The organism is Shewanella electrodiphila, from assembly GCF_023283985.1.
GTDB classification, from domain to species: domain Bacteria; phylum Pseudomonadota; class Gammaproteobacteria; order Enterobacterales; family Shewanellaceae; genus Shewanella; species Shewanella electrodiphila.
Map to the genome: position 1 here is coordinate 293,059 of NZ_JAKIKU010000003.1, position 14,834 is coordinate 307,892.

Annotated in this window: 12 protein-coding genes and 1 riboswitch; of the genes, 4 read left to right on the forward strand and 8 right to left on the reverse strand. The window is 40.2% G+C overall.

Annotation, left to right across the window (positions count from 1 at the left end):
* Positions 1 to 111: 111 nt before the first annotated feature.
* The 7 genes from thiH to L2737_RS07320 all read right to left on the reverse strand — a co-directional run bounded on the left by thiH (position 112) and on the right by L2737_RS07320 (position 8,646).
* Positions 112 to 1,221 carry a 2-iminoacetate synthase ThiH gene (gene thiH, locus L2737_RS07290; RefSeq protein ID WP_102526074.1) on the reverse strand — a complete coding sequence of 370 codons (1,110 nt, stop codon included), beginning with the start codon at positions 1,219 to 1,221 and terminating at the stop codon, positions 112 to 114.
* Between the two features lie 19 nt (positions 1,222 to 1,240).
* Entirely contained in the window at positions 1,241 to 2,005 is a 765-nt protein-coding gene (locus tag L2737_RS07295; RefSeq protein WP_248955295.1) for a thiazole synthase, read from the reverse strand.
* Between the two features lies 1 nt (position 2,006).
* Positions 2,007 to 2,210, reverse strand: coding sequence for a sulfur carrier protein ThiS (gene thiS, locus L2737_RS07300; protein ID WP_102526076.1), 204 nt, complete (start codon positions 2,208 to 2,210; stop codon positions 2,007 to 2,009).
* Between the two features lie 26 nt (positions 2,211 to 2,236).
* Positions 2,237 to 3,028, reverse strand: a complete 792-nt coding sequence (locus tag L2737_RS07305; protein WP_248955296.1) for a HesA/MoeB/ThiF family protein — start codon at positions 3,026 to 3,028, stop codon at positions 2,237 to 2,239.
* Positions 3,018 to 4,739, reverse strand: a complete 1,722-nt coding sequence (gene thiE / locus L2737_RS07310) for a thiamine phosphate synthase (RefSeq protein ID WP_248955297.1) — start codon at positions 4,737 to 4,739, stop codon at positions 3,018 to 3,020. The genes L2737_RS07305 and thiE overlap by 11 nt, the downstream gene beginning before the upstream one ends.
* A 2-nt stretch (positions 4,740 to 4,741) precedes the next feature.
* Complete coding sequence (gene thiC, locus L2737_RS07315; protein ID WP_248955298.1) at positions 4,742 to 6,775, reverse strand: phosphomethylpyrimidine synthase ThiC; 2,034 nt, start codon at positions 6,773 to 6,775, stop codon at positions 4,742 to 4,744.
* Between the two features lie 241 nt (positions 6,776 to 7,016).
* Positions 7,017 to 7,115, reverse strand: a riboswitch (TPP riboswitch).
* A gap of 205 nt (positions 7,116 to 7,320) precedes the next feature.
* Positions 7,321 to 8,646, reverse strand: a complete 1,326-nt coding sequence (locus L2737_RS07320) for a hypothetical protein (RefSeq protein ID WP_248955299.1) — start codon at positions 8,644 to 8,646, stop codon at positions 7,321 to 7,323.
* Positions 8,647 to 9,074: 428 nt separating this feature from the next.
* Here L2737_RS07320 and trhA point away from each other — a divergent pair, with 428 nt between their 5' ends.
* From trhA to L2737_RS07335, 3 genes are all read left to right on the forward strand, one after another.
* Positions 9,075 to 9,755, forward strand: a complete 681-nt coding sequence (gene trhA, locus L2737_RS07325) for a PAQR family membrane homeostasis protein TrhA (protein WP_248955300.1) — start codon at positions 9,075 to 9,077, stop codon at positions 9,753 to 9,755.
* A 96-nt stretch (positions 9,756 to 9,851) separates the two neighbouring features.
* The gene (locus tag L2737_RS07330) at positions 9,852 to 10,196 is read left to right on the forward strand and encodes an MGMT family protein (RefSeq protein ID WP_102526082.1); all 345 of its coding nucleotides are present in this window, start codon (positions 9,852 to 9,854) and stop codon (positions 10,194 to 10,196) included.
* 21 nt (positions 10,197 to 10,217) lie between these two features.
* A complete protein-coding gene (locus L2737_RS07335; protein ID WP_248955301.1) occupies positions 10,218 to 11,099 on the forward strand; it encodes a DUF3108 domain-containing protein in 882 nt (293 codons plus the stop codon).
* 213 nt (positions 11,100 to 11,312) lie between these two features.
* Here the strand turns inward: L2737_RS07335 and L2737_RS07340 are convergent, their stop codons facing one another.
* On the reverse strand, positions 11,313 to 12,092 hold the full coding sequence (locus tag L2737_RS07340; protein WP_102526083.1) for a class II glutamine amidotransferase: 780 nt from the start codon (positions 12,090 to 12,092) through the stop codon (positions 11,313 to 11,315).
* 243 nt (positions 12,093 to 12,335) lie between these two features.
* Between L2737_RS07340 and fadE the strand changes: the two genes are divergently transcribed.
* Positions 12,336 to 14,783 carry an acyl-CoA dehydrogenase FadE gene (fadE, locus tag L2737_RS07345; RefSeq protein ID WP_248955302.1) on the forward strand — a complete coding sequence of 816 codons (2,448 nt, stop codon included), beginning with the start codon at positions 12,336 to 12,338 and terminating at the stop codon, positions 14,781 to 14,783.
* Positions 14,784 to 14,834 lie beyond the last annotated feature (51 nt).

Below are 14,834 nucleotides of genomic sequence, written 5' to 3' on the forward strand. Positions count from 1 at the left end.
TACAATAAATTTATTTACAACACTCACGTTAGACTTAACTCACTAATTGGTTAATTATCATCCATGAATACAAGTTTGTACAGTACTACAATGATGAACGTAAAAGTTAAATTAATGCCAAGCCCGCTCCCAATCTTTCCAAACTGGATTTAGTCCTTTTATCTGCATTTTTTCAATCACTTGCTCAACGCTACGGTCGTCACTGATTTCAAATTGATCCAGTTGAGTATGTGGATTTTGATAACCACCAGGCTCAGTAGAGCTGCCTGCACTAATATTTGTCACGCCAAGCGGCAGTAAATTGTCTCTAAACTCAGGTGTTTCACGAGTCGACAGGCTAATTTCAAGCTGTGCATTAAATAATCTGAATGCGCAGATCATCTGTACCAAACCTTCATCAGTCAGTTCCACTTTTGGCGAAACGCCACCAGTACAAGGTCTTAATCTAGGCAATGAAATACTGTAGCGAGTGCGCCAATATTGCTTTTGTAAATAAGCTAAGTGATGACCCATCACAAAGGCATCAAGTCGCCAATCATCCAGTCCCAGCAACACGCCTAAACCGATTTTATCAACGCCAGCTGCAGCCACTCTATCTGGAGTTTCAAGCCGATAAGCAAAGTCTTTCTTTTTACCGCGAGTATGATGCTTGCTATAGGTATGCGGCTGGTAGGTTTCTTGATATACCATCACAGCATCAAGCCCTAACTCAACAAGCTCTTGATATTCAGGTTGAGTTAACGGCTGGACCTCTATCGCTACATAACTGAATGCTTGCTTCACTATGGGCAATACATGCTTAAAGTAGTCAATGCCGACTTTGGTTTCATGCTCCCCTGATACTAACAATATTGAATCAAACCCTCGCTGCTTAATGATCTTCATTTCAGCCAGCAATTCATTGTCAGACAGGGTTTTGCGCTTTAGTTTATTGCTCATAGAAAAGCCGCAATAATCGCATTCATTTGCACAAAGGTTTGACAGATATAAAGGCAAATATAGCCCGATATTTGCCCCAAAACGCTGTCTTGTTAACTGGTAAGCTTGTTGTGCCATTTGCTCTATGTATGGTTTAGCAGCTGGTGATAACAATGCCATTAAACTGTCAATGCTACCTTGTGGGTGATTGAGTGCACGCTTAACATCATCTGCCGTCGTGCTATATAAGCGCATTGATAAGTCATCGAGGTTTAACCGCTTAAACTGTTCAAGAAAACTCATTAGTAAGGTAAACCTTTAATCATAAATTCAGAAAGTTTGTCAATGGACTGGTGTGTTTTGCTTGTTTTTCCACATTGCCCAACCCTGCAAGATAAGCTTGTCTACCAGTGTTAACAGCTTGATTAAAGCATTTAGCCATCTGCACCGGATCGGCGCTACTGGCTATTGCAGTATTAACCAATACTGCATCTGCGCCCATTTCCATTGCTCTGCAAGCTTGAGATGGCGCGCCAATCCCTGCATCGATCACTACAGGAATGTTAGCTTGCTCAATAATAATTTCTAAAAAGGGTTCTGTGGCTAACCCTTGATTACTGCCAATTGGGCTACCGAGTGGCATAACAGCCGCGCAGCCTGCCTCTTCAAGCCGGTAACATAACACTGGATCAGCATGTACATAGGGTAAAACCGTAAACCCTTTTGCACAGAGTATTTCAGCCGCTTTTAATGTTTCAATCGCATCTGGCATCAGATACTTAGGATCAGGATGGATTTCTAATTTAATCCATTTTGTCGCTAACATTTCACTGGCAAGCTCAGCAGCAAATACGGCTTCTTTAGCATTTCGAGCGCCTGCAGTATTCGGTAAAAGCTTTACGCCCATTTGCTGCAATGGTGTCAGTAAGTCATCAAAATCTTTATTGTGATCGATACGTTTCATCGCTAATGTGACTAATTGCGACTGAGAGGCTTCAATAGCCGCTAACATGGTCTTAGCGTCGGAGAACTTTCCTGTGCCCGTAAATAATCTTGAATCAAATTGGTGATCGGCAATAGATAGCATGTTAACCACCTGCTACAGCTGAGAAAACATCAATTTTGTCACTATGTTGGCACTCAATCTGCGCCCAGCGACTCCTCGGTACCACTTGGTCATTAAGCACAAGTGCTAACGACTTTGGGTTCAGATTTTTCAACTCTATTAATTGTAATAAACTTGAGTTGTAACCTAGCTCTTGAGCTAGTCCATTAAATTCAATTGTAATCATGTCAATTCCTACACTGATAACTTGTCCTAAATGCAACTTGGAGTGCAAATACAACAATCTGGGTCTTGTGACATTGTGACTTTTCGCCACTGTAAGTTATGGGCGTTAAATAAGTGCAACTGCCCTTTTAATCGATCACGTTGGCTTACATCACTTGTTAGCCAATTAAGTCCTAATAACGATTGCATCGATGCCATGGATAATAAGGCTGATGTTAATACGCCTGCTTGGGCACACGATTGACTGACATTGGAGTCATCGGGATAAAGACACTGATAACATCCTGAACCGTGAAAATTGCTCTGCTTGCTATGAGCAATACAGAATAACTGACCGTTTGCCCCACTTATCGCAGCACTGATCAACACGCCTTTTGCATTTACCACCGCCTGATTAATCAATAATCGCGAAGCAAAGTTATCTGTACAGTCAAATACTAAGTCCACAGAATTGACTGAATCAACTGAATAAAAGTCTTCAGCTGTGAAGCGTTTACAGACGGCTGTGATTTTACAATCGCTATAAGCAGTACTCAGTTTCTGCCTTACAATGTTAACTTTAAGCTGACCAATGTCTTGCTCGTTAAACAGCAGCTGCCTTGGCAAGTTTGAAAGCTCAACAGTGTCATCGTCCATTAAAGTAATATGTTTAACGCCTGCCGCAGCCAGTTGCTGAGCCACGGCATGACCCAGCCCGCCAACACCAATAATTAACACTGAACTTTGTAATAACTTAAGCTGACCAAGTTCACCAATTTCAGGCAACAACACATGACTTGAATAACGGATATATTGTTTATCCGTTAGTTTACTCATCATCACTGTTCCCTTTGATCGTATATTTACTGTCGTTAGGCTCTTTTTCATACTGACTTTTAGTACTAATACCAGTACTGTCACTGAACCACTGATGCGACAGTTGTTTAAATGCCGTTTCAGGGTAGTTAGCTTCAGTAATCGCCCTTACTACAGCAACACTGCGCACTGTTGTTGCTTTAACAGCATCGAGCACATGTTTATCAATCCCACCTATTGCTACCGTTGGACAAACAGGTTTAAGCAAAGCAGCATAATGCGCTAACTTAGCCAGTCCTTGCGGTGCTGATGGCATCACTTTCGTAGTGGTAGGAAAAATATGCCCGAGTGCGATATAAGACGGTTTTAATTGATGAGCTAATAAGATTTCAAAGATGCTGTGACTTGATAAACCCAGCGCAATACCAGCCTCTTTTATCGAGTCCAGGTTAGCCAATTCAACATCCTCTTGGCCTAAATGAATTCCAAAAGCACCATGCTTTAGCGCTAATTGCCAATGGTCATTAATAAACACTTGCGCGTTATAGTCTCGCCCTAACGTTATTGCTTGTTGAATTTGTTGCTCAATATCCTTAAGTAGTAAATTGTCTGACTGCTTAATACGTAATTGAGCTGTGGTGCAGTTAGCCTTAAGCAGTGCTTCGAGCATCACGACATCATTTACGACAGGGTAAATTCCAATCTCTTGTGATAACTGGGGAAAACCATTGTCATAGCAACCACTTTGCGTGGTTGAAGTAAATAAATCATAGGGCTGGTGATCATAATAAAGGCTGATAGATGGGTATAAACTAATATCTTCAGGCCAGCCTGTTTTAGCAACTGGGCCCGTACCTTGGCCATATTGTACGCTGTTTATTAAGCCTTTTGACACATAAGCTTTGGCCATCACAATCGCATCATGCAGCACATAACCATATGCCATAAAACAGGCAATAGCACTTGATAAAGTACAACCACTGCCATGATTATTATCAGTATCGATTCGTTGAGAAGTTAACCAAAACTGTTGGTATTGATGTGATCCACTGACACCATTAACCTGCTGACATACAAATAGATCACTAGCAGTTTCCCCTTGCCATGGTTCGGCATCACCACCTTTTGCAAGCACATTGCAACATAAGAGTTGATTTAACGCTGTTGCAGCTTGATGAAAACCGACTTTAGAGTGGGGATTGGCTATGTTAGCTAAACCTTCTAGCCTAAATAACTCTGCAGCATTAGGTGTCACTAACGTCATCAGCCCTTTAAAAGGGCTAAAATCTAATTCGTCAGTTTGATTTAAACCATCACCACAGCTGGCCACCATGACAGGATCAACAATCACCGGCACAGTCTGATTTGCGATATTTCGCTGTCTAAAAGCATTTAGCCAGCAAGCAATTGCATTTAATTGCTGCTGATTAGCAATCAGTCCAATTTTGATTGCTGCAGGTTGTAAATCGTCATAGAGCGCCGTCAATTGTGCTTCTAGCATCGCCTCTGAAACGGGTTCGACTAAATTAACTGCAACTGAGTTTTGCGCAGTAATAGTGGTAATGACACTGCAACCAAAACAACCTAAATCGTTTATGGTTGCTAAGTCAGTTTGAATACCCGCGCCGCCGCCACTGTCTGAACCTGCTATGGTCCAGACGATAGGCTTAGTTTGCAATTGCCCAGCTTGCACGGGCTTAGCTTGCACTTTTTTAAGGTCGTATGGCCTTTGCATGCTTACCCCTCAAGCTCTTCAAGCTCAGCCTCTGGAGTGACAAGCGGTTTGTCAGATACGGCGTGGTATAGTGCTGAACCTGTGGCTTTGAATTCTGAAGACTTCTTCGCCATCGCCGCATTAACGTCAACGACTTGTTTTTCAGCATTAGCATCTGAAACTTGTTTCGCTTTAAATTCGCTGGCATCCACAACCGATACTAGCTGCTCTGTTCCTGCACTTTGTGCTTGTTTTTCTTGCTTTGCTGCATACTCTCTGACTTCTTGTGTGATTTTCATTGAGCAAAATTTGGGACCACACATAGAACAGAAATGGGCGACTTTGGCAGATTCTTGTGGTAAAGATTCATCATGATAAGCGCGGGCTGTATCAGGGTCTAAACCTAAGTTGTATTGATCTTCCCAGCGAAATTCAAAACGGGCTTTTGACAATGCATTATCACGTATTTGAGCGCCAGGATGCCCCTTGGCGACATCTGCTGCATGAGCTGCAATTTTATAAGCAATTAAACCTTGTTTAACATCTTCTTTGTTGGGTAAACCTAGGTGCTCTTTTGGCGTGACATAACACAACATAGCAACGCCATACCAAGCCATCATTGCAGCGCCAATGCCTGAGGTAAAATGATCGTAACCAGGCGCGATATCCGTCGTTTGTGGGCCTAAAGTATAAAATGGCGCTTCATCGCAATGGGCGAGTTGCTTTTCCATATTCACTTTGATCAATTGCATTGGCACATGACCAGGACCTTCAATGATGGTTTGCACATCATATTCCCAAGCCACTTTTACCAATTCACCTAAGGTTTCGAGTTCTGCAAATTGTGCTTCATCATTCGCGTCGGCAATACTGCCAGGGCGCATACCATCACCTAAAGATAAAGACACATCATAAGCGGCGCAGATTTCACAGATCTCTTTGAAATGTTCATATAAAAAACTTTCTTTATGATGGCTTAAGCACCACTTCGCCATGATTGAACCACCACGGGAAACGATACCAGTTAACCGTTTGGCGGTCATCGGCACATAACGCAATAACACACCAGCATGAATAGTAAAGTAATCAACGCCCTGCTCTGCTTGCTCAATCAAGGTATCGCGAAATACCTCCCATGTAAGATCTTCAGCAACACCGTTCACTTTTTCTAACGCTTGATAAATCGGCACCGTGCCAATGGGTACTGGTGAATTTCGGATGATCCACTCTCGCGTTTCATGAATATAACGGCCAGTTGATAAATCCATAACCGTATCCGCGCCCCAGCGGGTAGACCAGACTAATTTCTCGACTTCTTCTTCGATTGATGACGTCACCGCAGAATTACCAATATTCGCGTTTACTTTTACTAAAAAGTTACGCCCAATGATCATGGGTTCAGCTTCTGGGTGGTTGATATTTAATGGAATAATTGCACGACCACGAGCCACTTCATCACGAACAAACTCAGCTGTAATTGGTTGTCCAATCACTGCGCCAAAGGCTTCACCTGGTGCTTTTTGTGTCAGTATTTCATCGGTAACTTGCTCACGCGCCATATTTTCACGAATGGCAATGTATTCCATTTCTGGTGTGATAATACCTTGGCGAGCATAGTGCATTTGAGTAACACACCTACCCGTTTTAGCACGCCTTGGGGGAACTAACGCTTCAAAACGTAAATGATCCAAGCCATCATCCGCTAATCGTTGCTGAGTAAAATCAGAACTCACACCTGCAAGTTGCTCGGTATCTTTACGTTCATCAATCCAACTTTCGCGAAATTTGTTTAAACCTAATCGAACGTTAATTTCAGCATCGGGATCTGAATAAGCACCTGCACAATCATACACTTTGATTGGCGGGTTTTTCTCTGTAACTGGAGCATCGTCGCTGCCACCTAAAATGGTGTCTGTCTGATGAATTTGGCGCATACCGACTAATAAATCTTCACGGGATCCGCTTAAATATATTTTCTCGGAATTAGGGTGTTGTAGCGGCTTTAACGTATCAATGAAAGCCTGGGCTTGTTCACGGGTTTGACGACGATTTGACATTAGCAACCTCAAAATTAATGAAATAGAGTTGCTTGTCTGGAGAGGTGTGTTGATGACGAGCGAGTTATACATAACTCTGTAATTTGCATTTCATGTTTAAAAAACATCCATAAATTTTGGATACTCTTTTTGTATTTTTGGTCATTCTAAAGGTAAAGAACAATCAAAATCACACTATATGTTTCAACATCAATTTCAACGTTTGCTGAATTAAATTGAACATAAACAATAAGAAGAAATAGCAAATTAACTGCTTGTTTCCTTCGCAGGTTTTAACCTGATCAGGTTCAACGGATCCCGAATAAACGGTCTCAGCCATAAGGCACTCCGACAAGATGCAAGCAGTATACTCAGCTAATGAAATAAAATACAAGTGAAATAAAGTCAGGCAAACACAAGAGTTAATCAAATTAATTCGTATGACAAATAATTGATATTAAATAGAAATAATAATTTTGTATAATAAAGTTAATATATTAAGTGAATTATTATTAAGAGAAAAAGCAATGATTGGTTTCAAAAATGGATAAATAGTCAGCAAATGTTTAAGGTAATTGCACTTTAGATAATCTATTTTGAATTGCCTTCCCCAAGGCTTTCTTCATTTTTGCACTATCACAGGGCTCAGCAAAACCTAGACCTTCTGCATGAGGATTAATTTGTGTAGGTAATGGCACAATACGATAGCATGTCTCCCCATGTTTCATAATTCTATTGGGGTCTAATCTATGGTCAAGTGTGGTTGCTTGTCGCTTGTCTTCAATCTCAATAATTTCAATATCAAACATCTCAGGCGTGAGCTCGCTTAAACTTGCCCCACTCTTTGAGGTCGCTAAATGAGCTTGCTGTGAAATTAAAGTATTAAGCGCTTGCTGATTTAAGTTTTTCAGTACTTGATGCTTAACTGCATTTGTTCCTGTAAATAAGTGTTGATTTAATTTTGTGTCTTTAAACAAATGAGAGCTTACATCATCATCCTTTTCTTGCTGTAAATACATGCTGTCTACATTTGCCCAATTAAAATCTTCTTTTACCTCAACAATCGCACTGATTTTATTGATTTTTTCAACTTCAATTAATTGGTTATCAGATGAATTCATTTCAGGTAAATTAACAGTATTGATTTTAGTTTCTACACTTGTTGCATCATCAACTCGTTCCTCTATGACTTCCTCTTTGACTGCATCTTGTATTGTAATGGCGTTATCTTGTGGTTCAGTAGCTGTGTGATCAATTTGGGTTTCATTCACGTCTGAGGCTGACGTATCTTGATTGATTAGGCTGTCTAACTGCTCAGCAGTAATAAAATAAGCATTGATCTCTTTCGTTTCAGTTTGATTTTCTTGTTTCGAGGTGGCAATTTCTACGAAAATGTTGACTGTCTGTCCAGCAAGAACCAGCAATATAACAAAAGCTAAAATATGAGCAATTGCTACCATAAACACGGTTGGAGTTAACGATTTCCTTATCGTTTTAAATTTAGAAACGGTACCAATATCTTTTGCGGATGAATAATTTGAACGAGTTATTTTACTATCTAATTTAAAAGATTCATCAAGTTGAAATGGCTCATCAAAACTTAATGATTCGTTGCGGTTTTGGCTTGCTAAGGCTAAAGACAAGTTTAATTCAGAAAGCTCAATGTTATCGCTATCATTTACATATTGAGAAACGGCATCGCTAGCAATAATATGACTTTGAATATCTTCTGAACAAGATTGATTGAAATTTGTAGATTCGCTTAGGTTAATCTCTTCATTAAAATTTGCATGGGGCGAGTTTTGTTTTGATGAAGCACTATCCTTTACAGCAGCTAACGACGAAGTAGATAGCTCTTTTGTTAAAAGTTTAGGTTCATGCTTGTGGGTCATTTAGCGCATCCTATCGCCTTGGTGATTATAAAACGCTATAACGCTTTATCGCATATAGTGTAAAAAAGTTAGTGTTAAAAAATGTCCGTGTTAACACGATTTATCAAGCGATTAATAAAGCATTGGTTTGATTGTCTAGTCTTGGTCAACCTAAACTCTGCTTACAGCTGCTGTCTCTAAAGGCTAATGCTACAGGCATCCACTACAAGTATTCACTACTGTTTTAATCGCTGAATATTATCTGATACTCAATCTTTAAATTAGTTCAATAAAGCATCGAGAAGACCATAAAACACATAATACTTTGTTAACAAACTGAAATAATACACTTTTAAATTTAGCTTACACATGTACGCTAAAAATCTAGTGTTTTACAATTTAAGCTGTTACTCTAATTTTCCAATTAGTTTATTAAGTTGTATACCAAGATGTCTCTTGAGTTAAATGTGGCTCCCAAAATTGAAACTAACTCATGTTCTCAGTCTGACTATTGTGCGACTGAAGAGCTAGCAAACAGTGTCACCCATGGAATAGGTGTGTTAGCAGGCCTCGTCGCCATGGTGGCAATGTTAGTTAAAGGATCGACACATTTAAATACCACTGAGATGTTTGGTATCGGAATTTACGGTCTCAGTATCGTTTTACTATTTCTAGCATCAACTTTATACCATTCAAGCAAATCACAACTTTGGCGAAAACGTTTTAAAATGGCTGATCATTGTGCCATTTATACATTAATTGCCGGCACTTACACTCCCCTTATGCTGATTAGCTTAGACGGGGAACAAGCAAATATTGTTTTGGCTGCTATTTGGATACTTGCACTGGGCGGCATCATATTCAAAACACTTTTTATCGGCCGCTTCAAAGCCTTTAGTGTCATCCTATATCTCGTTATGGGCTGGTTATGCGTTACGGTTATGAATGATCTCATCAAAGGTATGACAGATTTAGGTTTTAATCTGCTATTAGCAGGCGGAGCCTTTTACAGCATAGGTGTCATTTTCTACATTAATAAGCGCATTCCGTATAACCACGCTATATGGCATTTGTTTGTACTCGCTGGCGCATTGTCACACTTTTTGTGTATCTATTTAGCCGTGATTTAAATGCTCTGTTCAAATAAAACGTCACTTTAACTTTGCAAAGATTCCTATCAAGCAACTGATAGATTATGCTGTTGTTTTTGCTGTGATGATTATTGAATGAATCCGCTTTCGCCAAAACAAAAAATCTGGTTTATCGTCAACATGATCCCTGAAGGAAATGTACTTGCCTATGGCAAAGTTGCAGATTTAGCAGGACTTCCTGGTCGTGCTCGTTATGTATCTCGAGCACTACAAGAAGCACCACCACATTTAAACTTAGCTTGGCATAGAGTTATCAATAGCCAAGGTAAAATATCTTTTAAACTCAACACGATTAATTTCCAAAACCAACAAGAGCGACTAAGATCAGAAGGAATTGAAGTGAACAAAGGCAAAATTTCACTGTCAAAATTTGAATGGAAACCCGATATGGCGACATTGGTTTTATCGTTACCTTTTTAACTCTCTTACGTAGGTACTGCTTTGGTTAAATTATTATCCGATTTCTCGAATATTACTACGACAAATAACACTTCATTAACTGCAGTAGTAATGGCAGCCCTATTGCTGCAGCCTTTTTCACCCGTTAATGCCGAAACATCCCCTGTCACCACAGCACAACAATCAGATAAACACACACAGAATATTGCCACAGACGCAGAAATAGAACATTCATCTGACTACCTCAATCCCCTTGCTGCTCACAATGCTGAATATAATGTTTACTATGGCAGTATTCATTTAGGCAAGGCTCGTTATCAACTGCCAGCCTCAGATAATGGTTACTATCAATATCGTTTCGATAGCGATGTCAGTTTATTGATGTTGTCTGATGTGCGTAATATTAGCAGCGAGTTTCAATTAGTTGAGGGTAAATTAAAACCTATCCGCTACATGAGCAAACGCTCAGGAACCGGTAGCGACTATAGTGAACAAACGGTATTCGCTGAAGGGCAAGGTGTTATTCATACTATATATAAAGACGAGCGCGAAAAGTTAACATTCGAAAACAACATTCTCGATCCATTAATGGTGCAACTGCAATTTAGGATGGATATGTACAATCCTCCAGAAAAATTGCACTACACCATGGTCAAAGAAAAAGAGTTAGATGATTACGAATTTAAGATTGTTGGTAAAGAATTAATGACACTTGAAAGTGGCTCATACGACACCATTAAAATTGAAGTCGTCAGAACCAGCAAAAAACGTCAGACATTTTTTTGGATGGCACCTGATTTAGGCTACTTACCAATAAGGTTAAGCCATTTCTCAAAAGGCAGTAAACAGCTCGATATACAAATAGATAATTATCAATTTTTAGAGCCTATAGAAAACGAAACACTTGTACCTTTTACTAAATAGACTATAAAGCAGGTGTTTGAAACACCCCATATAATAGTAAGGTTTTTTTCAGACGTTCTGGTACTAATATTTGTAGATTTAAATCTACATTTGCTCAATGTCCAAGTAATTAAGTTTTAACCAAAAAAAAGTGACAGTCGATTATCGACTGTCACTTTTTATTATCACAAAGATATTTCTTCTATCACAAAGAGTTCAAGATAATATCTACAATTAGTTGCAGGCCTGAAGCTCACCTTGTCTGAATAGCTTCCATTCACCCGGTTTTAAAATATGCCACTCTTCATCTTTAGTTAGTGGTCTAGTCGCAATTACAGTGACCACATCGTTCGGTGTGGTTTCTTTATCAAAATCAATAACCACATCGGTATCAATTAACTTTGCTTTGCCAAAAGGTGCACGGCGGGTGATGTAACATAAGTTATTACTGCAATAGGTCATTAAATCGATCCCATCACTCAAAATCATATTAAACACACCAAGGGCTCTTACTTCGTCGGCTAACCCAGCTATGAATGTAAACACCTGATTCATATCTTCAGGTTGCTTAGGGCCAAATTCAACTAACACTTGTTCCATAATCCAACAAAATGCTAATTCACTATCTGTATCGCCAACCGGTTGAAAACGATTAACAACAAACTTTTCTTGATAATCAGATAACTGACCATTGTGAGCATATGTCCAATACTTACCCCATAATTCACGGGTAAAAGGATGGGTATTTTCAAGTGACACACAACCACGATTAGCCTGACGAATATGGCTAACCACTATCTCACTTTTGATAGGGTAAGATTTAATCAATTTGGCAATATGTGATTCACTGCTTGGACAAGCATCTTTAAAAGTACGACTACCCTTGCCTTCATAGAAAGTAATTCCCCAGCCATCGACATGAGGACCAGTGACACCGCCTCTTTCAGCTAAGCCTGTGAAACTAAACACAATATCAGTTGGAACGTTAGCGCTCATCGCTAATAACTCACACATGGGGAAACGCCTTAAAAAGTTTTATAAGTCATAATTTTATCTAATAACTATTGTACCTAGTGCAAAACATTTTTGGGATATTTTTATTGTAGAAAATATTTTAAACAATTGTTTGAAAAAACTTGTAATCGTGTGCAGTAAGGTTTAATTTTATGTGATAGAGGTCTGACCACAAGTCACTTCTGTGAATAGGATCATTAATTTGTAAGTGCTCAATTTTTGAATGCTTTAAGGAGAAAGACATTGACTACCCTGACTTGGATCATCGCCATGATCGCAGTGCTCGGCGCAGCCACTTATATGCGAGTATCGCTACTCACGGCTACCATCGCCGCTGCAGTCGTCATGCTGATTAGCAGCGTATTAGATATTGTTGGTATCGTGGCATGGATTGTTTTTTTAGTCTTAGCACTACCGCTAAACGTAAAATCATTTCGCCAAAACTTCATTTCACGTCCATTGCTTAAAGTCTATCAGGGCATCATGCCTGAAATGTCTTCAACAGAAAAAGAAGCAATCGAAGCTGGAACCACATGGTGGGAAGCAGATTTATTTGCCGGTAACCCAAACTGGAATAAATTGCACAATTACCCTAAAGGGCGTTTGACTGCAGAAGAACAAGCCTTCCTAGACGGCCCTGTTGAAACTGTGTGTAAAATGGTTAACCAGCATCAAGTTTCTCATGAGTTAGCTGACTTACCCCAAGAAGTATGGCAATACCTGAAAGACGAAGGTTTCTTTGCCATGATCATCAAGAAAAAATACGGTGGTCTTGAATATTCTGCTTACGCTCAATCACGTGTATTACAAAAACTTGCTGGTTTAAGTAGTGAACTTGCTTCAACAGTAGGTGTACCAAACTCGTTAGGCCCTGGTGAATTATTGCAGCACTACGGAACGCCAGAGCAACAAGACCACTACTTACCTCGCCTTGCAAAAGGTTTAGAAGTACCTTGTTTTGCATTAACTAGCCCAGAAGCTGGTAGTGATGCAGGCGCCATTCCAGATTTTGGTGTGGTATGTAAAGGGGAATTTGAGGGCGAAGAAGTGTTAGGTATGAAACTAACATGGAACAAACGTTACATCACCCTAGCCCCTGTTGCTACTGTATTAGGTTTAGCATTTAAACTACGCGATCCAGATGGCTTATTAGGTGATACTGAAGATTTAGGCATTACTTGTGCGCTTATCCCAACGGATATTCCAGGTGTTGAAACAGGTCGCCGTCACTTCCCACTGAACTGTATGTTCCAAAACGGTCCAACTCGCGGTAACGAAGTCTTTGTACCATTAAGCTTCATCATCGGTGGCCCAGAAATGGCTGGTCAAGGCTGGCGTATGCTGGTTGAATGTTTATCGGTTGGTCGAGGTATTACTCTACCTTCAAATTCGGCTGGCGGCATTAAAACTGCAGCTCTCGCAACGGGTGCTTATGCACGTATTCGTCGTCAGTTTAAGCTTCCTATTGGTAAGTTAGAAGGCATCGAAGAGCCAATGGCACGTATCGGTGGTAATGCTTACCTTATGGACGCTGTAAGCTCTCTTACGACTGTAGGGATTGGTTTAGGTGAAAAGCCATCGGTTATTTCTGCCATCGTTAAATACCATCTTACCGACAGAATGCAAAAGTGTGTTATCGATGCGATGGATATCCACGGTGGTAAAGGTGTTTGTCTTGGCCCGAATAACTATTTAGGTCGCGGCTACCAAGCAGCGCCAATTGCAATTACTGTTGAAGGTGCAAACATTCTTACCCGCTCGATGATCATTTACGGTCAAGGTGCGATTCGTTGTCATCCATATGTACTTGCTGAAATGGAATCCGCTTTTGATACCACATCAGGCAAAGGACTAAGTAACTTTGATAGTGCCATTTTCGGTCATATCGGATTTGCCATGTCTAACTTTGTTAGAAGCTTCTGGATGGGTGTGACATCAAGTCATTTCTCTAAATCACCATATAGCGATAAAACAAAACGTTACTATCAGCAGATGAACCGTTTCAGTGCTAACTTAGCCTTATTGTCAGACTTGGCAATGGCCACTTTAGGCGGCAACTTAAAACGTAAAGAACGTATTTCAGCACGTTTAGGTGATTTATTAAGTCAGCTATACCTAGCATCAGCAACGCTTAAACGTTATGAAGACGAAGGTCGTTTAACTGAAGACTTACCATTAGTACAATGGGCGGTTGAAGATTCACTTTATAAGTTACAAACGTCATTAGATGACTTATTAGATAACTTCCCTATGGGACTAGGTTTTGCACTACGTGCTGTTATCTTCCCGTTTGGTCGCCCTCTTAAGCGTCCTAGTGATGTACTGGACCATAAAGTATCAAAGATTATGCAAACTCCGTGTGCCAGCCGAGACCGCTTAGGTCAAGGCCAATTCTGGACGCCTTCAGAGCACAACGTAGTGGGTATTCAAGAACAAACCTTACTGGATATTCTGGCTTCAGAGCCATTGTATGACAAGGTATGTAAAGCAGCAGGTAAACGTCTACCATTCATGTGGTTAGATAAAATTGCTGCAGAAGGTAAAGCACTTGGCGTGTTAAGCGATGCTGAAGTTGCATTACTCGAAAGAGCTGAAGTTGGGCGTTTGAAATCAATTAACGTTGATGATTTCGACTCAGAAGAACTAGAAGCAAAAACGGCAGCTGTTGCGAAACAAATACAAGCAGCGTAACGTTTTAGTCTATTAAAGCCAAAGGGAAAGCATCTGCTTTCCCTTTTTTAT